This window comes from Aeromonas bivalvium (assembly GCF_000819765.1).
In the GTDB taxonomy this organism is placed as follows: Bacteria; Pseudomonadota; Gammaproteobacteria; order Enterobacterales; family Aeromonadaceae; genus Aeromonas; species Aeromonas bivalvium.
Genome location: NZ_CDBT01000063.1, coordinates 97404 through 122368, shown reverse-complemented (window position 1 = coordinate 122368; position 24965 = coordinate 97404). Strand labels below are relative to the sequence as shown.

Genomic DNA, 24965 nt, shown 5'->3' with positions numbered 1-24965 from the left:
CGGGCAACCCCTGTTTCAGCTGCGCTGCCAGCGCCGCAGCAGGCGGCCGCGCAGGCCGCAATCGAGCAGCCAGCTTCTGTCGAAGACCCGCAGCAGGGCCGGTTTGGCGTGGCGGGACATGGCGACGGCGTGAAACCGGGTGCCCCGGGCGCGCTGGTTGTCCATCTGCGCCACCAAAGAGGCGGGCAGGCGCTGGGCGATGAAGTCGGAGATCACCAGCACGTCCGCCAGCTCGAAGGCGGGGGCCTGCAACTGGCGCAGGGCGGCACTCAGGCAGGGCAGCAGATCGGTGCCGCCGTTGAAGGTCATGGCGAGGAAACGCTGGGCCTCATCGAGGCCATCGGCATCGGTCAGCTCGAAGCTGGCCACATCGGTGGAAAACAGCATCACGAAGCAGCGCCGCTGCTCGCTCAGGGCCAGCTGCAACAGGGCCAGGGCCAGGGCCTTGGCGCACTGCTCGGGATAACCCCCCATGGAGCCCGAGGTATCGATGCAGACGATCACGGGCCCCATGGGTTGCAGCTCCCGCTCCCCCTGGCTCGTGGTGCGAGGCAGCAGCTGTTGCCTGGGCAGGGTGCCCCTGGCCTGATAACTGAGCAGGCGCCGCTCCAGGTAACGGCGGTAGAACTCCAGCTCCAGCTCGGGGATCCCCAGCATCACGGCTTCGCTCGGCAACATGCGCATCAGGTCGCTGCCCTGATGAATGCCCACCAGATCGTCGGGCACGTCGTCACTGAGCACGGACTCCTGGATCAGGGTGGGCTGGGGCGGCTGGGGCCTGTCCTCCTGCTCCTGGCTGTGCAGGCTGCGCCCCATGCTCTGGGCTATCTCCTGCAACATGGGCTCCTTGCCCAGCATGGCCGCATACTGGCGAATCAGCACCAGGGAGGCGGGCTGCCAGCGTCCCTGGGCCAGGTTCCACAGGCCGCCCGCCGTGCGCCGCTGGGGATCCAGCACCTGCTCTAGCTCCTCGCTGGCCCCTATCTGATCCTCCAGTTCCTGTTGCAACCTGAGCCGCTCAGCCTCAGCCAGCTGCTGCTGCAGGCGCAGCAGGGCCCCCACCAGGCTGGCGCGCCATCGTTCGAGCAGCAGGCGCCGGCTCCCTTCCACCGGGTGATCCACCAGCTGATGGGCCAGCTGACGCCCCTCGTCGGCGAAGTCGCTGCCCCGCTCCAGGGCGCTGAGCAGGGTCGGCAACTCGGCCACCAGCCGGGGCAGGGAGAGGGAGAGAAAGTGCTGATAGAGCAGGAACTCCTGCTCCAGTACCGGCGGCACCGGGGTATGGGCTATGGTGTCGTTCACCTGATGGCGCCAGCGCTGCAACCGCTGCTTGAGGGCGCGGCCCTGGGCCTTGCCCAACCGGATGAAGCGGGATATCTGGGTACTGGCCAGCAGGGCGACCACCATCTCTGACACCATCTCTCCCTCCGAGATGGCCAGCAAGGTGCTCATGGTGCCGATGTCGAGCATTCAGCCCTGCTCCCCGCACAGCAGCGGCAGGCGCCTCTGCCACTGGGCCAGCTGCTCCGCCGTCTGCTCCAGCTCGCGGGTCAGGGTGAAGAAGCCCTCCTCGACGATCACCAGCCAGCGCGAGTCGAGAAAATGGTGGGGCTGATGGCCGTCGAAACGCTGGCGCTGACGGCGCAGATCGGTGCGCAGAGCCATCAACTGCTCGTTGAGGCTGGCGATCGCCTTGTACCAGGGCTCGCTGACGAGGCCGGGCAAGGGGGCGCGGCGCACCAGCACCAGGGGGATGGGGTGACGCTGACTGTCGAGCAGGTGCAGCCGCTGTTCGCCGTCCAGTTCCAGCTCCAGGGTCAAGCCCGTTTTGCTGCCGACGGGATGGAACAGCACCTGGTCGCCCTGCTGCCAGTGGCCGAGCACCACCTTGTCGCACTCCAGGGTCTGCACCAGCAGATCCGGCTCCTCCGGGCTGAGCCTGGCCGGGGCGAGCAGGTGCAGCTGGATCTGCAGACCCCGTTCCCCCTGCTTGTCGGCCTCATCCAGGGGCAGGCGCCATCCCTTGCCGCGCTTGCCCAGCATCCCCTTGCCGGGCTCTGCCTTCAGGGCCAGCCGGGCGCTCATCTGCAGCTGCAACTCCTGCAGGGCGGAGGTGATGGCCAGGTGGCGGGAGATGAGCGTCTGCTGCTGGTAACAGTGCAGGCGGGCAAATTCCTCCATCAGGGTGAGTAGGGCCGCGCGGCTCTCGCCGTTGTGCCACAGGCAATCCTTGAGCAGCAGCAGATCCAGGGGTGCCACCTCGGAGCGGCCATGGAAGAAGGCGCTCGCCTTGCACAGTCTGACCGCCTTCTTCCAGCGTCGGTCCGAGACATAGCAGGGCTCGTCGCCGAGATGGTCGAGGCGCTGGCGCAGCCGATAGATGAGCTCGAACACCTCGTCTGGCAGAGTCACCTGCTCTATCTGGTGCTGCCAGGACTGATACTCCTCGTTGTGGATCTGCAAGCTGGCCGTGAGCTGGCGCGGATTGGCCCCGTCGCTGGCCAGCATGGCCTGAAAGTTGGATTTTTCCTGCACCCTGTCCATCCAGATCCGCACCAGCATGCGGTCATAGAGGGCCTCCAGCCCGCTGTCCGGGGCGGGCAGTTCGTTGGAGGCGCTGATCAGCAGGCGCATCGGAATGGGCAGCGTCTCGTCGCCGTTGCGAAACTGGCGCTCGTTGATGGCGGTCAGCAGGGTGTTGAGGATGGCGGGCCCCGCCTTCCAGATCTCGTCGAGGAACACCACCTCGGCCTGAGGCAGATAGCCTGCGGTCAGGCGCAGGTACTTGCCCTCCTCCTTCAGGGCCTGGATGGAGAGGGGGCCGAACACCTCCTCCGGCGTGCTGAAGCGAGTCATCAGGTATTCGAAGTGGCGCGCATCAAAGAAGGCCAGCTTGAGGCGCCGCGCGATCAGGCTCTTGGCGATGCCCGGGGGGCCAAGCAGGAAGACGCTCTCCCCCGAGAGCGCGGCCAGCAATCCGAGCCGCAGGGCGTCCTGGCGCTCATAGAGCCCCTCGCCGAGGGCCGTCAGCAGGCTGGGCAGGCGTTCATGAATGGGCGCGACACGGGCAGAGCTGTGGACAGAAAGTGGCATAGAAGAGCATTCCGACGCTGGGATCTGGACAATCCCGGTTCACGCCATGGCAACCAGGCGAGCCGGGGGTGGTTTGATTATGATGTTGGCTGTTTCTGGCCTGCTTGCCAAGCCATGCCGTCAGGCCAAGGCGGAGGATGCAGAAAAAGGCGTTCGAGTGTACCCTGCACCACACACTTTTCCCCAACCCAGATCAAGAGCGAGTCATCCTCATATGCAAGATCCCGTTCGCCAGCGCATCCTGGCCCGCATCGGCATCCAGGGCTGGCAGCTCAGACGTCCGCAGCTGCTGGCAGGCAAGGAGAGCGAGGCGGCCACCGAGGCGAGCCTTGGCGACGCGCTCCCGGCCGGCAAACTCTGGGTGCGGGCCCAGACCCTGCCGTCCCCCGCCCTGCTCGATGACGTCTGCCGGCTGCTCGGGATCGCCCCCCATGAGGTGAGCCTGCTAAGTGGCATACCGGAACAGGCGACGCCGCCACTGCTCTGGCTCACCGAGCCGGATCCTCGCTGGCCCCAGGCCCTGATCTGTTCCCTCAGCCCGGATGCGGCCGGCAAGCGGGCCCTGTGGCAACAGCTGCGCCAGCGGCTGCCGGTACACCAGGAGAACGGGGCATTGTGATCGGCCCAGTGCCGCAATGCAGCCCGGCCCCCTCATCTTTACCAAACTTTACAGTTGGCTGGCGAGACCTCTGCCCGCCGTCACCGGAGTGACCATGCACCGCTTTCGTCCCCTGCTCGAGACCGATTTCGCCCTTGTCTATCCCATAGAGCAGGCCGCTCATCAGGAGCCCTGGAGCCAGGCCAATCTGCTCTCCTGCTTCGGGCCGCGCTACCTCAACGGCCTGATGCTGGTGGAGGGGCGCCCCGCCGGCTTCTATATCTCGGATCTGGTGGCGGGGGACAGCTCCCTGATGAACATCTGCGTGCATCCTGACTTTCAGGGCAAGGGGCTGGGCCGGGCGCTGCTCAAGGAATATCTGGCCTGCAGCAAGGCGAAGGGGGCCGAGGCCTGGTTTCTCGAGGTGCGAGCCGGCAACGTCGCCGCCATCCGCCTCTACGAGAGCGAGGGGTTCGCCGAGTATTGCCGCCGGGCCGACTACTATGGCAACGGCCCGGAGCGGGAAGATGCCGTGCTGATGTCCCGCCTGTTCGACTTCGGCTGACGGCTCGAGCGACTCACGGCTGCGCGGCACCAAACACCGGATCTTCCAGGGCCAGGGTCGTGCGCAGCACGGCATCGAAGCCGACGGCCGAGACCATGGGCCATGAAGCAGCTGGCACGCCAGAGAAATTCACGGCTGCGCGGCACCAAACACCGGATCTACCAGGGCCAGGGTCGTGCGCAGCACGACATCGAAGCCGACGGCCGACCATGGGCCATGAAGCAGCTGGCACGCCAGAAACTCACGGCTGCACGGCGCCAAACACCGGATCTTCCAGGGCCAGGGTCGTGCGCAGCACGGCATCGAAGTCGACGGCCGAGACCATGGGCCATAAAGCAGCTGGCACACCAGAGAAATTCACGGCTGCGCGGCGCCAAACACCGGATCTTCCAGGGCCAGGGTCGTGCGCAGCACGGCATCGAAGCCGACGGCCGAGACCATGGGCCATGAAGCAGCTAGCACGCCAGAGAAATTCACGGCTGCACGACATCAAACACCGGATCTTCCAGGGCCAGGGTCGTGCGCAGCACGGCATCGAAACCGACGGCCGAGAGCGGCATGAAGAAGCCCCGTCGGTAGGTCACCCCCGGCATCCAGATCTGCTGGATATCCACCACTATCTGCACCGGCTTGAGGGGGCCGCCCGCCTGTTGCAGATAGATGCCGGGAGGCGTCTTCACCTTGGGAAAGCGGCGCAGCACCCGATCACTGCCATCTCCCGCCCCCGGGTTGAGCCGCACCTTGGCCAGCCCCGCCAGGGTCGACGCCATGGCAGGATCCTGCCACAGCATCTTGTCCAGCAACTTGCAGCGCCGACACTTGTCCGCCTCTATCACATAGAGCATGGCCATGCCGGACTCCCGGGCGAGCTGCTGGGCCCGCGCCTCCCCCTGCTCGCCCCTGAGCCAGGGGTTGCCACTGTGCCGGGCGCCCTGGCTCCACCAGTACCAGCCCAGTCCTCCCGCCACCAGCAGCAGCACCAGCGCCCCTGCCAACCCTGTTGCCAGATGTTTCATCGTGCAGTCTCCGCCAACCACCTCCCACTGTTATCGCCGATTTTGATTGATTTGGCAGCAAAATCCGCGCTTTCTGATCCCGGACAAAACAGCGCACACTTGTAAGCCGTAATATTAGAGTTTACACTCCAGCGCGATTTTCACGCCCCTGCCGGGCGTGGCGCTCTCATTGAGGATCTATTGATGTCGCAGCTTCATTTGGTTCATCTGCTTCGCGAACGCATCGCTCGCCTCGGCAATAAAGCCGCCCTGCGGGTGCAACAGGATGGCCAGTGGCGCGCCATCGGCTGGCGTACCCTGGGCCAGGCCATGGACTACTGTGCCCAGGCGCTGATCCGCGCCGGCCACCAGCCCACCGAGATGGTCGGCCTCTATGCCCGCAACATGCCGGAATGGACCCAGGCCGATCTCGGCATCCTGGCCGCCCGCGGCGTCAGCGTGCCCATCTACCCCACCAGCACCCTGGATCAGCTGCGTTATATCGTCAAAGACGCCGGCATCAGGCTGTTGTTCGTCGGCGAACAGCCGCAGTTCGATCAGGCGCTCCACTTGCTCAAGGCTGGCGAGATCAACCAGATAGTCACCCTGGACGGCACCGTCGATCTGCGCGGCTGCGAGCAGGCGAGCCACTTCCAGAGCTTCCTGGTCTCCGGCAATCATCTGCCGAGCGAACAGGCACTGCGGGAGCGCGAGCAGCAGTACCGCATGGACGACCTGCTGACCCTGATCTACACCTCGGGCACCACGGGTGAACCCAAGGGGGTCATGCTCGACTTTGCCAACATGGCCGCCTGCTTCGAGATGCACGATCGCCGCCTGGACCTTGACGAGCAGGATGTGTCCCTGTGCATGCTGCCGCTGAGCCATGTGTTCGAGCGCGCCTGGAGCTACTACGTGCTCTATTGCGGCGCCGAGAACGTCTACATCCGCGATCCCCAGCAGGTGATGGAGGTCATCGGCGAGGTGAAACCCACCGTGATGTGCGCCGTGCCACGTCTCTACGAGAAGGCCTACGCCCTGATCCAGGCCAAGGTGGCCAAGGCGCCGCCCTTGCGCCGCGCCCTGTTCGGCTGGGCCACCCAAGTCGGCAGCCAGATGGTCGCCACCCGCCAGACGGGCCAGCGCCCCTCTCCCCTGCTCTCTGGCCAGCTCTGGCTCGCCGAGCGGTTGGTGTTTCGCAAGCTGCGCGAACGCTTCGGCGGCCGCACCCGCTTCCTGCCGGTGGCGGGCGCCCGCCTCGCCGACGACGTCAACCTCTTCTTCCAGGCCATGGGGTTCAACCTCAAGTACGGCTATGGCATGACAGAGACCACGGCTACCGTCTGCTGCTATGACGATGCTCGATTCAAGCTGGGCTCCATCGGCACCGTCATGGACGGTATCGAGGTCAAACTCGGCGAGCACAACGAGCTGCTGGTGCGCGCCCCCACTGTGATGCGCGGCTACTACAACAAACCAGAGGCCACGGCCGAGGTGATGACGGCGGACGGTTTCCTGCGCACCGGCGATGCCGGCGAGCTAGACGGCGAGGGCAACATCTACTTCACCGAGCGTCTCAAGGAGCTGATGAAGACCTCCAACGGCAAGTACGTGGCGCCGCAACTGGTGGAAGGGACCATCGGCAAGGATCGCTTCATCGAGCAGGTCGCCATCGTCGCCGATGCCCGCCACTTCGTGTCGGCGCTCATCGTCCCCTGCTTCGAGTCCCTGGAGGAGTACGCCCGCTCCATCAACCTGCAATACCAGTGCAAGACGGAGCTGCTGCGCCACTCCAGGGTGGTGGAGTTCTTCGAGGCACGGATCGCGGACTTGCAAAAAGAGCTGGCCAAGTTCGAGCAGGTGAAGAAATTCACCTTGCTGCCGAGCGCCTTCTCCATGGAGCTGGGAGAGATCACCCCCACCATGAAGCTGCGCCGCAAGATCATCGAGTCCAAGTACCAGCGCGAGATAGAGGCCATGTACAACCACGTCTGATCCCGCGCTTCGGACACAAAAAAAGCCGCTCGATGAGCGGCTTTTTCATTGGGCGGGAAGAGAATTACTTCTTCTTCTTGGCCTTGGCGTTCGGCAGATCGGTGATGGAGCCTTCGAACACTTCGGCGGCCAGACCCACGGACTCGTGCAGAGTCGGGTGAGCATGGATGGTCAGCGCCAGATCCTCGGCGTCGGCACCCATCTCGATGGCCAAACCGATCTCGCCCAGCAGCTCACCGCCGTTGGTACCGACGATGGCACCCCCGATGACGCGGTTGCTGTCCTTGTCGAAGATCAGCTTGGTCATGCCGTCGGAGCAATCGGACGCAATGGCGCGGCCGGAAGCAGCCCAGGGGAAGGTGGCGACTTCGAAGTTCAGGCCCTGTTGCTTGGCTTCCTTCTCGGTCAGACCGACCCAGGCCATCTCTGGCTCGGTGTAGGCGATGGACGGGATCACTTTCGGGTCGAAGTAGTGCTTCTTGCCGGCGATGACTTCGGCCGCCACGTGGCCTTCATGCACACCCTTGTGGGCCAGCATGGGCTGACCGACGATGTCACCGATGGCGTGGATGTGAGCCACGTTGGTACGCAGCTGCTTGTCCACTTCGATGAAACCGCGCTCGTTGACGGCAACACCGGCTTTCTCGGCGTCCATCAGCTTGCCGTTCGGCACACGGCCGACCGCGACCAGCACGTTGTCGTAACGAACCGGCTCGGCCGGGGCGTGCTTGCCTTCGTAGGAGACGTACAGGCCGTCTTCACGGGCTTCAACTGCGGTGACCTTGGTCTCCAGCATGATGTTGAATTTCTTGGCCACGCGCTTGGTGTAGATCTTGACGATGTCTTTGTCGGCAGCCGGAACCAGCTGGTCGGCAAACTCCACCACGTCGATCTCGGAGCCCAGGGAGGAGTACACGGTACCCATCTCCAGGCCGATGATGCCGCCACCGATGACCAGCAGCTTGCCAGGAACGGTTTTCAGCTCAAGCGCATCGGTAGAGTCCCATACGCGCGGATCGTCGTGGGGGATGAAGGGCAGCTTCACCGGACGGGAACCGGCTGCGATGATGGCGTTGTCGAAGGTCACTGTGGTCTTGCCGTCGGCGCCTTCCACTTCGAGGGTGTTCGGGCCGGTGAACTTGCCGAAGCCGTTCACGACCTGGACTTTACGCATCTTGGCCATGCCGGCCAAACCGCCGGTCAGCTGGTTGATGACCTTCTCTTTCCACAGACGCACCTTGTCGATGTCGGTCTGCGGGGCACCGAAGACGATGCCGTGCTCGCCCAGCGCCTTGGCTTCTTCGATCACTTTGGCAACGTGCAGCAGCGCCTTGGACGGAATGCAGCCCACGTTCAGGCAGACGCCACCCAGGGTGGAGTAACGTTCGACGATAATGGTATCCAGACCCAAGTCGGCCGCACGGAAAGCAGCGGAATAACCGGCAGGGCCAGCACCCAGTACTACGACCTGGGTTTTGATTTCTTTACTCATCATGACCTCTTTGTCGTTCTTATATCCCCGGACAGCACAGTCTTATGCCAGAGAAGGCGGCTGCAGCCGTGAAAAAAACGGGGCAAGTTTACAATCCTGTTAATGAAATGAGAAGCAAAAAGGGCGGGCTCTGGGCCCGCCCTCTCACTTACAGGACCAGTCGACGAATGTCGGACAACACACCACACGAGATGGTGATGAAGCGAGCATCGTCGGCACCATGGATGGCTGCACACTGGTCATGGTTCAACGTCATTACAGCACCAGTCGACGGATGTCGGACAGCACACCACTCAGGGTGGTGATGAAGCGGGCACCGTCGGCGCCGTCGATGACGCGGTGGTCATAGCTCAGGGCCAGCGGCAGCATCAGGCGAGGCACGAACTCCTTGCCGTTCCACTTGGGCTTCATCTCGGACTTGGAGACGCCCAGGATGGCCACTTCCGGCGCGTTGACGATCGGGGTAAAGCTGGTACCGCCGATGCCACCCAGGCTGGAGATGGTGAAGCAACCGCCCTGCATGTCGGCAGCGGTCAGCTTGCCGGCACGAGCCTTCTTGGAGATCTCGGCCAGATCGCGGGACAGCTCGAAGATCCCCTTCTTGTTGACGTCGCGAACCACAGGAACCACCAGGCCACCCGGGGTGTCTACCGCCACACCGATGTGGATGTACTTCTTCATGATCAGCTTGCTGCCGTCTTCGGACAGGGCGCTGCAGAAGCGCGGGTGTGCTTCCAGGGCCTTGGCGGCCGCCTTCAGGATGAACACCAGCGGGGTGATCTTCACGTCCAGCTTCTGCTTCTCGGCCAGCACGTTCTGCTCTTTGCGGAACGCTTCCAGATCCGTGGTATCGGCTTCGTCGAACTGGGTGACATGGGGGATCATGGCCCAGTTGCGGTGCAGGGCAGGACCGGAGATCTTCTGGATCCGGGTCAGTTCCAGCTCTTCGACCGGGCCGAACTTGCTGAAATCAACCTTGGGCCAGGCCACGACGCTCATGCCGTTGCCAGTGCCGGTGCCTGCAGCCGGGGCGGACTCGGCACGCTTGACCGCATCCTTCACGTAAGCCTGCACGTCTTCTTTGACGATGCGGCCCTTGCGACCAGAAGCTTTCACCTTGGCCAGGTTGACGCCGAACTCGCGCGCCAGACGGCGTACCGCCGGGGAAGCATGGACGTAGGCGTCGTTGGCGACGAAATCGGAAGCGGCAGCAGCCTGGGCAACCGGCGCAGGGGCGGCGGCAGCCGGTGCGGGCGCAGCGGCGGCAGGTGCAGCCACGGCAGCCGGAGCGGCACCAGCCACTTCGAACACCATGATGAGCGATCCGGTGGAGACCTTGTCACCCGCCTTCACCTTGATCTCCTTGACCACGCCGGCGAACGGCGCGGGGACTTCCATGGAGGCCTTGTCACCTTCCACGGCGATCAGGGACTGGTCGGCTTCGACCTTGTCACCCACGGCCACCATGATCTCGGTGACTTCCACTTCGTCACCGCCGATGTCAGGTACGTTGACCTCTTTGGCAGCGGCGGCAACCGGGGCAGCGGCCACGGGAGCGGCAGCCTGAACCGGCGCGGCAACGGCAGCCGGGGCGGCGCCAGCCACTTCGAACACCATCACCAGGGAACCGGTAGAGACCTTGGCGCCGGCGGCAACCTTGATCTCGACCACGCGGCCCGCGAACGGCGCCGGCACTTCCATGGAGGCCTTGTCACCTTCCACGGCGATGATGGACTGGTCCGCTTCAACCATGTCGCCCACGGCGACCATGATCTCGGTCACTTCCACTTCGTCGTCACCTATGTCAGGGACGTGCACGTCTTTGGCAGCGGCGGCAGCAGGAGCAGCCGGCGCAGCGGCGGCAACCGGGGCCGCGGCCTGGGCAGGAGCCGGTGCGGCAGCACCTTCGGCTTCGAAGACCATGATCTGGGAACCGGTGGCAACCTTGTCGCCCACCTTGATCAGGATCTCTTTGACGATGCCGGCGGCGGGGGCCGGGACTTCCATGGAGGCCTTGTCACCTTCCACGGCGATCAGGGACTGGTCGAGCTCGACCTTGTCACCCACGGCCACCATGATCTCGGTGACTTCAACCTCATCGGCACCGATATCCGGCACCATAATCTGTTTGGACATTGTGCTTTATCCTCTTACGCGGATGTCACGTTGACGTTGGAAAAGCGCGCTGCCACTGCCATAGCCCTGGCAGGAGAGCGGCTTCATCCTCTTATACGTTGGTCACGCCAAGCAGGGTGAGGCCCTGCCCGGCACATGGCCGGACAGGGCGCTCAATCCTCTTAGGCGTACAGCGGGTTGACCTTGTCGGCATCGATGCCGTACTTGGCGATGGCATCGGCCACCACCTGCTTGTCAATCTCGCCGCGCTTGGCCAGTTCGGTCAGGGCAGCAACCACCACGTAGAACTCGTTCACTTCGAAGTGACGACGCAGGTTGGCACGGCTGTCGGAGCGGCCGTAACCGTCGGTACCCAGTACGCGGTAGTTCTCGGTCGGTACGAAGGCGCGAACCTGATCGGCGAAGGACTTCATGTAGTCGGTCGCGGCGATGGTGGCGTCGGTGCCCAGTACCTGAGCGATGTAGGGCACACGCGCTTCGGCGGTCGGGTGCAGCATGTTCCAGCGATCCGCGTCCTGACCGTCACGGGCCAGTTCGTTGAAGGAGGTGACGCTGAACACGTCGGAACCCACGCCGTACTCGCTGGCCAGGATCTGGGCGGCGGTGCGCACATGACCCAGGATGGAGCCACAACCCAGCAGCTGTACCTTGGCCTTGGTACCGGCCACGGTTTCCAGCTTGTAGATACCCTTGCGGATGCCTTCCTCGGCGCCTTCCGGCATGGCCGGCATGGCGTAGTTCTCGTTGAGGGTGGTGATGTAGTAGAACACGTTCTCCGGGTTCTCGCCGTACATGCGGCGCAGGCCGTCCTGTACGATCACCGCCACTTCATAGGCGTAGGACGGGTCATAGGAGATGCAGTTCGGGATGGTGTTGGCCAGGATGTGGCTGTGACCATCTTCGTGCTGCAGACCTTCGCCGTTGAGGGTAGTACGACCGGAGGTCGCGCCCAGCAGGAAGCCACGGGCTTGCTGGTCACCGGCTGCCCACGCCATGTCGCCGATCCGCTGGAAGCCGAACATGGAGTAGTAGATGTAGAACGGGATCATCGGGCAGTCGTTGGTGCTGTAAGAGGTCGCAGCAGCCAGCCAGGAGGACATGGCGCCCAGCTCGTTGATGCCGTCTTGCAGAACCTGACCCTGCTTGTCTTCCTTGTAGTAGGAGACGATGTCGCGGTCTTGCGGGGTGTACTGCTGACCGTGCGGGCTGTAGATGCCAATCTGACGGAACAGGCCTTCCATACCGAAGGTACGGGCTTCGTCAGCCAGGATCGGCACGATGCGCTTGCCGATGGACTTGTCTTTGAGCATCACGTTCAGGGAACGCACGAACGCCATGGTGGTGGAGATCTCGCGCGCCTGTTCGCCCAGCAGCGGACCGAAGGCATCCAGGGCCGGGATTTCCAGCTTGGTGGTGCTCTCGCGCAGACGGGTCGGCACATAGCCTTTCAGGGCAGTGCGACGGTCGTGCAGGTACTTGTGCTCGGCAGAGCCTTCCTCGATCTTCAGGTACGGCAGATCGGCCAGCTGCTCGTCGGTGACCGGCAGGTTGAAGCGATCACGCAGGTAACGCACTGAGCCCAGATCCATCTTCTTGACCTGGTGAGCGATGTTCTTGCCTTCGGCCGCTTCACCCATGCCATAACCCTTGATGGTCTTGGCCAGGATCACGGTCGGCTTGCCCTTGGTCGCTGCGGCCTTGGAGAAGGCGGCAAACAGTTTGCGAGGATCGTGACCACCGCGGTTCAGGGCGAAGATCTCCTCGTCGGACATGTCCTTGACCAGGGCGGCGGTTTCCGGGTAACGGTTGAAGAAGTGCTCGCGGACGTAGGCACCGTCGCGGGACTTCATGGTCTGGTAGTCACCGTCCACGGTCTCGTTCATCAGCTGGATCAGCTTGCCGGAGGTGTCTTTCTTGAGCAGCTCATCCCACTTGCGACCCCAGATGACCTTGGTCACGTCCCAGCCGGCGCCGGCGAACAGGCCTTCCAGCTCGTTGATGACCTTGCCGTTGCCGACCACAGGGCCGTCCAGACGCTGCAGGTTGCAGTTGACCACGAACACCAGGTTGTCGAGCTTTTCACGCACGGCAACGGTCAGGGCGCCCTTGGCTTCCGGCTCGTCCATCTCGCCATCGCCCAGGAAGGCGTAGACGGTCTGCTCGGCACAATCCTTGATACCACGGTCGGTCAGGTACTTCAGGAAGCGCGCCTGATAGATGGCGGCGATGGGGCCCAGACCCATGGAGACGGTCGGGAACTGCCAGAATTCCGGCATCAGTTTCGGGTGCGGATAGGAGGGGATACCCTTGCCGTCCACTTCCTGACGGAAGTTGTCCAGCTGCTCTTCGGTCAGACGACCCTCGACGAAGGCACGGGCGTAGATGCCCGGGGAGATGTGACCCTGGAAGTAGACCAGGTCGCCACCGTCCTTCTCGTTGCGAGCACGGAAGAAGTGGTTGTAGCAGACTTCGTAGATGGTCGCGGAGGAGGCGAAGGAAGACATGTGACCGCCCAGGTCCAGGTCTTTCTTGGAGGCGCGCAGCACTATCATCACGGCATTCCAACGGATGATGGCGCGAATGCGACGCTCCATCTCCAGGTCGCCCGGGTAGGCCGGTTCGTCGCTGGCGGGGATGGTGTTGATGTAGTCGCGATTCGCTTTCTCAGCCACTTCCACACCGCTGACGCGGGCTTTCTCGGCCAGTTGTTCAAGGATGAACTGAGCGCGTTGCGGACCCTCTTCACGCAGCAAGGATTCCAGAGAGGCAAGCCACTCCAGCGTTTCTATCGGGTCCACATCGTTCTTCAGGATATCAGACATGGCTGGTTCCTATTGTTATTGCACGGGATGTAAGTTGCGCAAAATTCGACAATAAAGCCTTGTGGGATTAGTTTTCCTGCTGACGGATCCGACGCATGGATCGCTGGATCCGGCTGTCTTCCCTCTGCATATCCAACAAGGTGTCCTCGATAAAGGCCAGGTGCTCATGACAAGCTGTCCTGGCCCGCTCCGGAGCCCCCGACAGGATAGCCTCGATCAGCGACGCACGATGGCGACGGATCTTGGCGACCACTCCCGGACGGCGATTCAAAATCTCGTTATTTCGCAAAATGTTCTGCTCGAGCATGGGGCCCATGGCCCGCAGCAGGTGCAGCAGCACCACATTGTGGGAGGCCTCGGCCACCGCCAGATAGAACTGGGTAACGGCGCTCGACTCACTCGCAAGGGACCCCTGCTGACCCGCCGCCTCGATCGCCGCCTGGGCGGCGCGGATGCGCTCGAAGTCTGCCTCGGTTCCCCGCAACGCAGCATAGTAGGCACAGATGCCTTCCAGGGCGTGGCGAAACTCCAGCAGGTCATACTGGGCTTCCGGATGGGTGCTGAGCAGCTCGAACAGGGGATCGGCGATCCCCTGGCTCAACCCATTTTGCACATAGGTGCCACCGCCCTGACGACGATACAACAACCCGCGAGCCTCCAGACGCTGGATAGCCTCCCGCAGGGAGGGACGTGACACCTGAAACTGGATGGCGAGTTCCCGCTCGGGCGGCAACTTCTGGCCAGGCTGCAGGCTGCCCTCCAGGATCATGTGTTCCAGCTCGGCGACGATGGCGTCGGCCAATTTGGGTTGGGTAATTCGACGATAGGGCATGGGGCAGCTTTGTTAAATTGGTATTACCAATTTTATGAATGGAGCGAAAATTAGCAGAGGGGCTGGGAAATGTCCACCCAAAATCTGATCTGTATCAAGAAAGTAAACCACCCATTTGTGGGTAACAAGAAGAAAATATGATCTCACTCATAGAAAATGGTCTGACCAATATTCATGAGCCAGATCACAGACAACATTCCGGCAACAGCCAGAAAAAATGGCTTGTCGGTGCGACAAGCCATTGATCTTAAAAACACAAAATAGATTTTAACCAACTCAATTTTTGTTGAGCCTCTGGCGATATCGCCGCCAGTCAAAACTCGCGCCCGGATCCGTCTTGCGCCCCGGCGCTATGTCACAATGACCCACCACCCGATCGGCCAGCACGGCGGGAAAGCGGGCCTGGATGGCACTGGTGAGACGGGTCAGCACCTCATACTGGGCATCGCTGTAGGGCAGCTCGTCCGTCCCCTCCAGCTCGATGCCGATGGAGTAATCGTTACAGGCCTCTCTCCCCTCCCAGCAAGAGACGCCAGCGTGCCATGCCCGGGCCAGGAAGGAGACATATTGCACCAGCTCCCCATCGCGGCGGATCAGGCAGTGGGCCGAGACCCGCAACTGATGGATGTCGGCAAAGTAAGGGTGGGCGCCCGGGTCCAGTCGGCCAAGAAACAGATCGTCGATAAAGGGACCGCCAAACTGGCCCGGCGGCAGGCTGATGCCATGGACCACCAGCAGGGAGACGTCTTCCGGCCTGGCCCGCTCGTTGTGATGGGGCGACGGCACCTTGCGGGCCTGCTCGCACCAACCCTCTGAATCAATGGAAAATAGTGTGTTAGGCTGGGTCATGGTCTCTCTTGCTCATGGTATTGATGTGCCCGTTACCGTCCCTCGAAGCGGCTCAGCCAGCCCCAGACTCACGACGCCCCGGCCAGAGGGGAGCGCCTGATGGCCGCCCCCGCAATGGCGCGCTGGTTCTGGCTGCTGGCCTGGCTCTCCCTGATGGGGCTGCTGACCCTCTATTTTCATGACAGATCGCAACCCGGTGTCACCGCCAGCGGCGAGCTGCGGCTGCCGATGGATGCCAGCGGCCACTATCGTCTGGAGGGTGCCATCAACGGCCAACCGGTGCAACTGCTGCTGGACACGGGGGCCACTCGTGTCACCATCCCGGCGCAGGTGGCGGCGCGACTGGGGATCCGGGCCACGGGCCAGAGCCAGGTCAATACCGCCGCCGGCGCCATCCTGGTCGGCAATGGCCGGATAGAAACCCTGGCGATGGGTCCGCTGACCTTGTACGATCTGGCCGTCTACATCAACCCAGCCGCCACCGGCGATGAGATCCTGGTCGGGATGAATGCCCTCGGCCGGCTGGAGCTGACCCAAAGAGATAGGCAGTTGCTTCTCCGACCCTTGCAGGAATAAAGGCATGTTACAACAGGACATCAGTCGCGCCGTGCGCGCCGCGTTACTCGAAGATTTGGGGGGCGCGCTGACCGCCCAGAACCAACCGGATGCCAGCGCCGACATCACGGCCCAGCTGATCCCGGCGGATCGCCAGGCCAGCGCCCGCGTCATCACCCGGGAAGCCGGGGTTTTCTGCGGCAAGGCCTGGGTGGATGAAGTGTTCGCCCAGCTCGGCGGCGAGGTGAAGGTGGAGTGGAAGGTGCAAGATGGAGACCTGCTCTGCCCCGATCAGGAACTGTTTCGCCTCCACGGCCCGGCCCGGGTGCTGCTGACCGGCGAGCGCAATGCCCTGAACTTCGTGCAGACTCTCAGCGGCGTCGCTACCATCACGGCCCGCTACGTGGCCGAGCTGGCCGGCACCCAGTGCCGCCTGCTCGACACCCGCAAGACCCTGCCCGGTCTGCGGGATGCCCAGAAATACGCGGTCACCTGCGGCGGCGGCAAGAACCATCGCATCGGCCTGTATGACGCCTACCTCATCAAGGAGAACCACATCCTGGCCTGTGGCGGCATAGTGGAAGCGGTGGACGAGGCCCGTCGTCTCAACCCGGGCAAACCGGTCGAGGTCGAAGTCGAGTCCCTGGCCGAGCTGGGCCAGGCCCTCGATGCCGGCGCCGACATCATCATGCTGGACAACTTCGATGTGCCCATGATGGGCGAGGCGGTGGCCTTGAATGCCGGACGCGGCGAGCGCCGGGCCAGGCTGGAGGTTTCCGGCAACGTGACCCTGGCCACCCTGGCCGAGTTCGCCGCCACCGGGGTGGACTACATCTCGGTCGGCGCCCTGACCAAGCATGTCCGGGCGCTGGATCTCTCCATGCGCTTTATCTGACCCCCAGCCCCCCGCTTCCCCCACTGACAGGGGGAAGCCCCCTCCTTGCTCCCGCCGTCAAAGACACGCCAATCCCCACAGCATCACCTCGTTAGGCGCACACCAGAGAAAAGCGCATCCCTGCTGGATCCTGACTTGCAAAAGACGCCATTGGCGCCTTTTCTTTAGGCAAGACCCACCCAAGGCAAAAGGAGCAAGCTGACAGGCCGACTGCATGACAGGGAACCAAAGGAGACTGCTAACCTCCTGATTTTTATCCATTTGCATCACTATTTTGAGACACGTCAACTAATCTGCATGACGCTGTTGCCAAGTACGATGCCTTGACTAAGCTGCCAACAGCGGTGAGGTCACCGCCAGCGTTATCAGGACCCATTTGAAATAAGGACATTGAAGATGAGAAAGCAAACCGGCTTTACCCTGATCGAACTGATGATAGTCGTGGCCATCGTCGCCATTCTCGCCGCCATCGCCCTGCCGGCGTATCAGAGTTATACCAAGCGCGCCAAATTTTCGGAGGTGATCGCTGCGGTTGGCCCAGCAAAAACGGCCGTCGAGGTCTGTGTGCAAGGTTACACTGGTACATCTCTCTTGGCTGATTGTACTGCGGCAGGTAATGCGGCTTTGTCTGGCGCATCAGCCACCACTCAGAACTTCCAAAGTGCAGGGGTCGCCACCTCAGGAACAGGTATCACTATTACTGGTTTAGCCACAGCAGATTTAGACAGCTCCACCTATCAGCTAGCAACTTCGGGATCGCTTGCAGCTGGGGGGCAAGTACTTTGGGCTATTTCAGGCTCTTGCAGAACCGATGGCAAATGCTAATCCATGACCTCTAGCCCCCATAGCGGCCTGGCCCTGAGCCTGGCCGCTTCCTCCCTGATCAGTGAGTCCGACTCACACCACTACCTGAGCCAGGCCCGCGCCCAGCGCAAACCCCTGGTCACCTACCTTATCGAGAACCAGATCCTCGCCAGCAAGACGCTGGCCGAGTTCTGCGAGCTGGAATATGGGGTACCTCTGCTGGATCTTGCCGCCTTCGATCTGGCCGAGATCCCGCAGAAGTACCTCAACCAGAAGCTGATCGAAAAGCATCATGTGCTGCCCATCTACACCCAGGGCCATACCCTCTACATCGCCATGTCCGACCCCACCAATGTGGCGGCGCTGGAGGATTTCGGCTTCAGCTTCGGCCTGCACACCGAGGCCCTGCTGGTCGAAGAGGACAAGTTGAGCCAGGCCATCGCCAAGCTGCTGGAGAGCGAGCACGATGCCCTGGGCATGGATGACATCGACGAGGCCGAGATCTCGGCCCTCGAGGTGGCCGACGAGGCCAGCCGCCTCGACGAGCACGTCAATACCGCCGACGACGATGCCCCCATCGTCAAATACATCAACAAGATACTGATGGATGCCATCCGGCAGGGGGCATCGGATCTGCACTTCGAGCCCTATGAGTTCAAGTACCGCATCCGCTTTCGCATCGACGGCATACTGCACGAGGCCGCCACCCCGCCGGTCAACCTGGCCAGCCGCTTCGCCGCCCGCCTCAAGGTGATGGCCAGACTCGATATCGCCGAGCGGCGCCTGCCCCAGGATGGCCGCATCAAGCTCAAGCTGTCGCGCAACCGCTCCATGGACATGCGGGTCAACACCCTGCCCACCATGTGGGGCGAAAAGGTGGTCATCCGCCTGCTCGACTCCTCGGCGGCGCGCCTCAACATCGACCAGCTCGGCTTCGATGAGGCCCAGAAGCAGCAATACCTGACCGCCCTTGCCAAGCCCCAGGGCATGATACTGGTGACCGGTCCCACGGGGTCCGGCAAGACGGTCTCCCTCTATACCGGCCTCAACATCCTCAACACCCAGGAGGTCAACATCTCCACCGCGGAAGACCCGGTGGAGATCAACCTGCCCGGGGTCAATCAGGTGCAGGTCAACCCCAAGGCGGGGCTCACCTTCGCCAGCGCATTGCGCTCCTTCCTGCGCCAGGATCCGGACATCGTCATGGTGGGGGAGATACGGGATCTGGAAACCGCCGAGATCGCCATTAAGGCGGCCCAGACCGGCCACCTGGTGCTCTCCACCCTGCACACCAACTCGGCGGCCGAGACCCTGACCCGGATGATGAACATGGGGGTGCCCGCGTTCAACATCGCCTCCTCGGTGACCCTCATCATGGCCCAGCGCCTTGCCCGCAAGCTGTGCGATCACTGCAAGGAGCCCGAGGTCATTCCGGAAGCCGAGCTGTTTACGCTGGGGTTCAGCTCCCGGCAGGTCGCCGCCGGGATCCGGCTGTTCAAGCCCAAGGGCTGCAAGGAGTGTACCGGGGGCTACAAGGGGCGGGTCGGCATCTATGAAATCCTGCTGATGTCGGAAAACATTGCCAAGCTCATCATGCAGGGGGCGAATTCGCTGCAGATCGCCGCCATCGCCCAGGAGGAGGGGATGCACACCCTGCGACTGTCGGGCCTGGAGAAAGCTCGCCTCGGCGTGACCAGCCTGAGCGAGATCAACCGGATCACCACCCACTAACCCATCACGCCGCCCGCCTGGCGGCCCCATTGCAAGGATGCAAGGATGGCGACCCTATCGAAGAAGCGCAACGTCCCCGCCAAGGTACACACCTTCCGCTGGAAAGGGGTCAACCGCAAAGGCAAGGAGATCTCGGGAGAACTCCAGGCCGAACACGTCAACATGGTCAAGGCCGAGCTGCGCAAGCAGGGAGTCAGCGTCTCGCGGATCAACAAGAAGAGCAACGGCCTCTTCTCCAGGGGCGGTGCCAGCATCAAGCCCATGGACATCGCCGTGGTGAGCCGTCAGCTCGCCACCATGCTCAGTGCCGGTGTGCCCCTGGTGCAGAGCCTGCAAATCATCGCCCGCAGTCATGAAAAATCGAGCATGCGCGATCTCATGGGCCAGATAGCCAGCGACGTCGAGACCGGCACCCCCATGTCGGAGGCCCTGCGCCAGCACCCCAGGCACTTCGACGACCTCTACTGCGATCTGGTGGAGGCGGGGGAACAATCCGGGGCGCTCGAGACCATCTATGATCGCATCGCCACCTACCGGGAAAAGGCCGAAGCGCTCAAGTCGAAGATCAAGAAGGCCATGTTCTACCCCGCCATGGTGATCCTGGTGGCCATCGTCGTCACCTCCATCCTGCTGCTGTTCGTCATTCCCCAGTTCGAGGACATCTTCAAGAGCTTCGGCGCCGAGCTGCCCATCTTTACCCAGTTCGTCATCGGCATTTCACGCTTCATGCAGGATTGGTGGTATGTCATATTCGGGGGCATCGCCCTCGCCATCTTCCTCTATGTGCGAGCCTGGCGCCGCTATCAGAAGGTGCGTGACAACACCGACAAGTTCATCCTCACCATCCCGGTGGTCGGCATGATACTGCACAAGGCCGCCATGGCCCGCTTCGCCCGCACCCTCTCCACCACCTTCAGCGCCGGCATCCCCCTGGTCGATGCCCTGGTCTCGGCGGCAGGTGCCTCGGGCAACTATGTCTATCGCACCGCCATTCTGGCCATTCGCAACGAGGTGATGGCCGGCATGCAGATCAACGTCGCCATGCGCACCGTGGATCTCTTCCCCGACATGGTGATCCAGATGGTGATGATAGGGGAGGAGTCCGGCGCCATCGACGACATGCTCTCCAAGGTAGCCACCATCTTCGAGCAGGAGGTGGACGACCTGGTGGACGGCCTCACCAGCCTGCTCGAGCCCATCATCATGGTGGTGCTGGGGGTGCTGGTGGGTGGCATGGTGGTCGCCATGTACCTGCCCATCTTCAAGCTGGGTTCCGTCATACACTGACCCCCGACCGACGAGCCTCCCTCGTCGGCCGGATTGCCATGATATACTCGCTCCCCCTGACTAGAGACTCGATACAATCCATGACTGAACTGGCAACTGCCCTGCCCTGGCTCTACCTTGCCCTGGTGTTTCTGTTCTCCCTGACCATAGGCAGCTTCCTCAATGTGGTGATCCACCGCCTGCCCATCATGCTGGAGCGAGACTGGCGGGCCGAGTATCAGGGCTACTTCGAGCCTGAGAAGGCTGCGCCGCCCCAGGCCCCCTACAACCTGATGGTGCCCCGCTCCTGCTGCCCCCATTGCGGCCATGCCATCGGCGCCCTGGAGAACATCCCGCTGCTAAGCTGGCTCTGGCTCAGGGGGCGTTGCCGCGCCTGCGCTGCGCCCATCTCGGCGCGCTATCCCCTGGTGGAGCTGCTGACCGCCCTGCTCTCCGTGGTGGTGGCCAGCCGCCTGCCCGCCGAGCCCGTGCTGCTGGCCTACCTGCTGCTGACCTGGGTGCTCGTCGCCCTGACCTTCATCGACCTGGACAAGATGCTGCTGCCAGATCCCCTCACCCTGCCCCTGGTATGGGCCGGTCTGCTGGTCAATCTGCTCTGGCAACGGGTGCCCCTGGCCGATGCGGTGATCGGCGCCATGGCCGGTTATCTGGTGCTGTGGAGCCTCTATTGGGCCTTCAAGCTGCTGACCGGCAAGGAGGGAATGGGCTACGGGGACTTCAAGCTGCTGGCCGCCCTGGGGGCCTGGCTAGGCTGGCAGGCCTTGCCGCTCATTCTGCTGCTCTCTTCCCTGATCGGCGCCCTGGTCGGACTCGGCCTCATCGCCCTGCGCCGCCATCAGCACGGCAATCCCATCCCCTTCGGCCCCTATCTCGCCCTCGCCGGCTGGGTGACGATGCTCTGGGGCAACGAGATCGGCGCCTGGTATCTGCGCATGGTGCTCTGACCCTTTCCTGGGGCACAATGCCAGACAAACCAGCATCACACTTCGACAGGACACGCCAACCCATGTATGTAGTCGCCATCACGGGCGGGATAGGCAGTGGCAAGACCACGGTCGCCAACCAGTTTGCCGAGCTGGGCATAGAGATCATCGATGCCGATGTGATCGCCCGCGAGGTCGTCGAGCCCGGCATGCCGGCCCTGGCGGCCATCCGCCAGCACTTCGGAGCCGGGGTGCTCGACGAGGAGGGCCGCCTGGACAGGCGCAGGCTGCGCGAGCGGGTCTTCAGCGAGCCCGACGCCAAGGGCTGGCTCAATGCCCTGCTCCACCCCCTCATTCGCCAGGAGATGCAGCGCCAGTGCGCGGCGGCACGCTCCCCCTACTGCCTGCTGGTCGTGCCCCTGCTGGTCGAGAACCGGCTCACCGCCATGGCCGACCGGATCCTGGTGGTCGACGTGGATGAAGAGACCCAGATCACCCGCACCTGCCGACGCGACGGGGTCAGTCGCGAGCAGGCCAAGGCCATCGTCGCCGCCCAGGCGAGTCGAATGGCACGCCTGGCCGCCGCCGACGACATCATAGAGAACCGGGATGGCGCCCCCGAGGTGCTGCGGGAGCGAATTTTGGCCCTGCACCAGACATATCTGGCATTTGCCTCTCAACAAGCCAGGCAAGTGTGAGTACACTAGGCCGGTTTATGGCTGGCCAGGATTAGGCATGATTTACGATTTCCCTCTCAACGAAAAAAGCCGGACCTATCTACGTCTGGAAGCCCTGTTCAACCAGATCCACGACAATCTGACCGGCGAACACCCCTGGTCTCATATCGCCTTCTTCAAGGGGTTGTTCGATCTGCAGGAACTGCTCGAGCGGGGAGACCTGCGCTCGGATCTCATCAAGGATCTCGAGCGGTTGAGCCAGCGGCTCGGCCACTGGGCTGAGCTGCCCGGTGTCGACCTGGAACAGATCCGGCAGATGCAGCAGGAGAGCAGCCAGCTTTCACGCCAGCTGCTGGGGGCAGCACGCCCCGGCTCCCGCCTGAAAGAGGACAAGTTGCTCAGCTCCATTCGCCAGCGCTTCTCCATCCCGGGCGGCCTCTGCGCCTTCGATGTCCCCCAGCTGCACCACTGGCTGACCACGCCGCCCTCCCTGCGCCATCAGCAGATGGAACAGTGGCTGTGCGACATCCAGCTGCTGATGAGCGCCATCGGCCTCCTGCTGCGGCTGTGGCGCGAGGCGGCCAGCTTCAGCGACCGGGTGGCCAGCAATGGTTTCTTCCAGGACACGGCAGAGAATGCGGAGCTGATCCGCATCCGCCTGCCCCACGCCATGGGGTGCTACCCGACCCTGAGCGGCCACAAGAATCGCTTCGCCCTGCGCTTCCTGCCGACCCAGGATCAGCCCATCGGCGATGTCTCCTTCCAGCTCGCCTGCTGCTAAACTGCGGACGGGAGCCCGGCTCCCGCCCGCCCCCTTCATCTTTTGTCCGCCGAGGAGCCCATGGTCACCAAGGTCAACTGCCCAACCTGTCAAACCCAAGTGGAATGGGGGCCCCAGAGCCCGTTTCGTCCCTTCTGCAGCAAACGCTGCCAGCTGATCGACCTCGGTGAGTGGGCCGATGAAGAGAAGCGGATCCCGGGGGAGATCAACCCGGATCTGCTGCCGGATCCGGATGCCGGCGAGGAGTGGCGCTAAGCGTTGCCGACAACAAAAAAGGGCCCATGGCCCTTTCTTGTTTTACCCTCTCGCCGCACCCTGCAGCCGCGCGACTATGGGGCCGTTGGCATCGGGAAACTGATACTCGGCCAGCTCCGCCAGCGGTACCCAGCGGCACTCCTGGCCCTCCTTGCCAAACGGTTCGCCGCGAAAACGGGTCACCTTCCAGATATCCAGCAGTACCTGCTTCTCCGGGTAGTCGTGATGGAGCTCCATGAAGGGGGCGCAATCCTCGACCCGGATGCCGATCTCCTCCCACAGCTCCCTGTCCAGGGCCGCCAGCAGATCCTCTCCCGCTTCCACCTTACCCCCCGGGAACTCCCAGCGATCCCCCTGATGGCGATCCGAAGAGCGCTTTGCGATGAAGATGTCACCCCGTTCGTTCTCGATGACGCCGACCGCTACCCATATCCGCTTCTTCTGTTCCATCTCAATCCTCAACCTAAGCACGACAACCTGGCGATCCAGGGGGCCAGGCGCCGGGCCTGGCGTTCCCCCTGCGCCGTGAACATATCCTGACCCACATGCTCGCTCCCTTCCGGGGCGGGCAGTGGCCATGGCTGGGCCCCAGGGGGGCTGAAGCAGCGATCCTGGACCAGGCTGCTCTGGCGCAGATAGCGCCACAGACAGTCCCGCAAGAACCACTGGTCGATATTGGGCGTCTCCATGACGCCGGGCCGATAGGCCTCTAGCAGGGGCGCCAGGGGCGGCAATACCCCGGCCACCCCGCCCCACATGCCCGCCAGCACCAGATCGGTGTGGCTCCACCAGTCACGCATGATATGAAACCAGCGCCCCGATGCAAGCCAGCCATCGACGGCGACCCGCTCGCGCACACCCGGCACCGAGTCCACATCCCGCACCAGGAAGCGGCCAACCCCGGGATCATTGGCCACCTGAAAACGCCAGCACAGACGCTGGCGCAGGGACTGGCCATGGGGCTGCATCCGGATTTCGGCGCCCTGCTCCTGCAGGCAGGCCAGCAGCTCCGCCGGCACGCTCTCATCCACATAGAAGCGCAGCCGCCAGCCGGGGTAGAGGTAAGGGGCGGCCAGCACGTTGTCGAGGGCCCCTCTCAGGTAGCGGGGGTTTGCCCCCCACAGGGAGAAGGCGATGACGAAGGGTTTGTCCCCCTGCCCGGCCAGCCAGGCATCCGGCCCCTCTGCCGGCAGTGCCCAGCCCGCGACGGCGTGTCCGGCCGCCTCGTCCTTGAGGCACAGTGCCCGGGTCCCGGCCCGCACCGCCTCGCCGTGACGTCCGAGCCTGGCGAGGGAGGTGCAGAGCCCGTCCTGGACCAGGGCGTCTGCCGGATCCCGCGCCGCCAGCTCGGTCAGGTGCGCCACCGCCCTCTCGTGCTGACCCGAGCGCGACAGGCAGACGCACAGGTTGCGCAGCACCTCGTCGTTGTCGGGGGCGGCCTGATGGGCCAGGGTCAGCACCTGGGCGGCCGAGGCCGGATCCCCGGACAGGAAGAGGTAATAGGCAAACTGCAGTTGCAGGGGCACCGGCTTGAGCGGTTCCCCGTTCAGCCGTGCCAGCACCCGCTGGATCGCCTCCTGACGATGGCCCCGCAACCAGTCGTCCTGCGCCTCCCCGTCCCATCCCGTCGGCAGCTTGCTCATCCTCAGCCCTCCTCCTTGATGACCCTCAAATGAATGC

General features: G+C 63.3%; 22 protein-coding genes. 12 read left to right on the top strand and 10 right to left on the bottom strand.

Annotated elements, in window-relative coordinates; genetic code table 11:
- Nucleotides 1-15 precede the first annotated feature (15 nt).
- Together viaA and BN1119_RS18585 are read right to left on the bottom strand one after the other, a co-directional pair.
- Complete coding sequence (gene viaA, locus BN1119_RS18590) at nt 16-1470, bottom strand: ATPase RavA stimulator ViaA (protein ID WP_042001755.1); 1455 nt, start codon at nt 1468-1470, stop codon at nt 16-18.
- The gene (locus tag BN1119_RS18585) at nt 1471-3093 is read right to left on the bottom strand and encodes an ATPase RavA domain-containing protein (RefSeq protein WP_042001752.1); all 1623 of its coding nucleotides are present in this window, start codon (nt 3091-3093) and stop codon (nt 1471-1473) included. It abuts the gene before it with no gap.
- Nucleotides 3094-3307: 214 nt separating this feature from the next.
- Between BN1119_RS18585 and BN1119_RS18580 the strand changes: the two genes are divergently transcribed.
- Together BN1119_RS18580 and rimI are read left to right on the top strand one after the other, a co-directional pair.
- On the top strand, nt 3308-3712 hold the full coding sequence (locus BN1119_RS18580; RefSeq protein WP_042001750.1) for a DNA polymerase III subunit psi: 405 nt from the start codon (nt 3308-3310) through the stop codon (nt 3710-3712).
- A 94-nt stretch (nt 3713-3806) separates the two neighbouring features.
- Complete coding sequence (gene rimI, locus BN1119_RS18575) at nt 3807-4256, top strand: ribosomal protein S18-alanine N-acetyltransferase (RefSeq protein WP_042002273.1); 450 nt, start codon at nt 3807-3809, stop codon at nt 4254-4256.
- A 473-nt stretch (nt 4257-4729) separates the two neighbouring features.
- Here rimI and BN1119_RS18570 read toward each other — a convergent pair whose 3' ends face one another.
- Nucleotides 4730-5272, bottom strand: coding sequence for a thioredoxin domain-containing protein (locus tag BN1119_RS18570; RefSeq protein ID WP_042001748.1), 543 nt, complete (start codon nt 5270-5272; stop codon nt 4730-4732).
- 183 nt (nt 5273-5455) lie between these two features.
- Here BN1119_RS18570 and BN1119_RS18565 point away from each other — a divergent pair, with 183 nt between their 5' ends.
- A complete protein-coding gene (locus BN1119_RS18565) occupies nt 5456-7246 on the top strand; it encodes an AMP-dependent synthetase/ligase (RefSeq protein ID WP_042001745.1) in 1791 nt (596 codons plus the stop codon).
- A gap of 64 nt (nt 7247-7310) precedes the next feature.
- Here the strand turns inward: BN1119_RS18565 and lpdA are convergent, their stop codons facing one another.
- The 5 genes from lpdA to ampD all read right to left on the bottom strand — a co-directional run bounded on the left by lpdA (nt 7311) and on the right by ampD (nt 15377).
- The gene (gene lpdA, locus BN1119_RS18560) at nt 7311-8738 is read right to left on the bottom strand and encodes a dihydrolipoyl dehydrogenase (RefSeq protein WP_042001742.1); all 1428 of its coding nucleotides are present in this window, start codon (nt 8736-8738) and stop codon (nt 7311-7313) included.
- A gap of 255 nt (nt 8739-8993) precedes the next feature.
- A complete protein-coding gene (aceF, locus tag BN1119_RS18555; protein WP_042001739.1) occupies nt 8994-10874 on the bottom strand; it encodes a pyruvate dehydrogenase complex dihydrolipoyllysine-residue acetyltransferase in 1881 nt (626 codons plus the stop codon).
- A 161-nt stretch (nt 10875-11035) separates the two neighbouring features.
- Entirely contained in the window at nt 11036-13696 is a 2661-nt protein-coding gene (gene aceE / locus BN1119_RS18550) for a pyruvate dehydrogenase (acetyl-transferring), homodimeric type (RefSeq protein WP_042001736.1), read from the bottom strand.
- A gap of 67 nt (nt 13697-13763) precedes the next feature.
- A complete protein-coding gene (pdhR, locus tag BN1119_RS18545) occupies nt 13764-14528 on the bottom strand; it encodes a pyruvate dehydrogenase complex transcriptional repressor PdhR (protein WP_042001733.1) in 765 nt (254 codons plus the stop codon).
- A 276-nt stretch (nt 14529-14804) separates the two neighbouring features.
- A complete protein-coding gene (gene ampD, locus BN1119_RS18540; protein ID WP_042001730.1) occupies nt 14805-15377 on the bottom strand; it encodes a 1,6-anhydro-N-acetylmuramyl-L-alanine amidase AmpD in 573 nt (190 codons plus the stop codon).
- A gap of 114 nt (nt 15378-15491) precedes the next feature.
- Here ampD and BN1119_RS18535 point away from each other — a divergent pair, with 114 nt between their 5' ends.
- The 9 genes from BN1119_RS18535 (at nt 15492) to yacG (ending at nt 23285) form a co-directional block, all read left to right on the top strand.
- Entirely contained in the window at nt 15492-15953 is a 462-nt protein-coding gene (locus tag BN1119_RS18535; RefSeq protein ID WP_042002270.1) for a retropepsin-like aspartic protease family protein, read from the top strand.
- 4 nt (nt 15954-15957) lie between these two features.
- Nucleotides 15958-16827, top strand: coding sequence for a carboxylating nicotinate-nucleotide diphosphorylase (gene nadC / locus BN1119_RS18530; RefSeq protein WP_042001727.1), 870 nt, complete (start codon nt 15958-15960; stop codon nt 16825-16827).
- A gap of 396 nt (nt 16828-17223) precedes the next feature.
- The gene (locus BN1119_RS18525; protein ID WP_042001725.1) at nt 17224-17652 is read left to right on the top strand and encodes a pilin; all 429 of its coding nucleotides are present in this window, start codon (nt 17224-17226) and stop codon (nt 17650-17652) included.
- 3 nt (nt 17653-17655) lie between these two features.
- Nucleotides 17656-19362: a PilB family type IVa pilus assembly ATPase TapB gene (gene tapB / locus BN1119_RS18520; RefSeq protein WP_042001721.1), complete on the top strand. Its 1707-nt coding sequence runs from the start codon at nt 17656-17658 to the stop codon at nt 19360-19362.
- A 45-nt stretch (nt 19363-19407) separates the two neighbouring features.
- The gene (locus tag BN1119_RS18515; protein WP_042001718.1) at nt 19408-20649 is read left to right on the top strand and encodes a type II secretion system F family protein; all 1242 of its coding nucleotides are present in this window, start codon (nt 19408-19410) and stop codon (nt 20647-20649) included.
- 80 nt (nt 20650-20729) lie between these two features.
- A complete protein-coding gene (locus BN1119_RS18510) occupies nt 20730-21593 on the top strand; it encodes a prepilin peptidase (RefSeq protein WP_042001714.1) in 864 nt (287 codons plus the stop codon).
- A 62-nt stretch (nt 21594-21655) separates the two neighbouring features.
- Entirely contained in the window at nt 21656-22270 is a 615-nt protein-coding gene (gene coaE / locus BN1119_RS18505; protein WP_042001711.1) for a dephospho-CoA kinase, read from the top strand.
- A 37-nt stretch (nt 22271-22307) separates the two neighbouring features.
- Nucleotides 22308-23030 (top strand): cell division protein ZapD, encoded by a 723-nt coding sequence (gene zapD / locus BN1119_RS18500; RefSeq protein WP_042001709.1) that lies wholly within the window; start codon nt 22308-22310, stop codon nt 23028-23030.
- 60 nt (nt 23031-23090) lie between these two features.
- Nucleotides 23091-23285: a DNA gyrase inhibitor YacG gene (gene yacG, locus BN1119_RS18495; RefSeq protein ID WP_042001707.1), complete on the top strand. Its 195-nt coding sequence runs from the start codon at nt 23091-23093 to the stop codon at nt 23283-23285.
- A gap of 42 nt (nt 23286-23327) precedes the next feature.
- Here the strand turns inward: yacG and mutT are convergent, their stop codons facing one another.
- Complete coding sequence (mutT, locus tag BN1119_RS18490; RefSeq protein ID WP_042001705.1) at nt 23328-23735, bottom strand: 8-oxo-dGTP diphosphatase MutT; 408 nt, start codon at nt 23733-23735, stop codon at nt 23328-23330.
- Between the two features lie 8 nt (nt 23736-23743).
- A complete protein-coding gene (locus tag BN1119_RS18485; protein ID WP_042001703.1) occupies nt 23744-24928 on the bottom strand; it encodes a tetratricopeptide repeat protein in 1185 nt (394 codons plus the stop codon).
- Nucleotides 24929-24965: the final 37 nt, after the last annotated feature.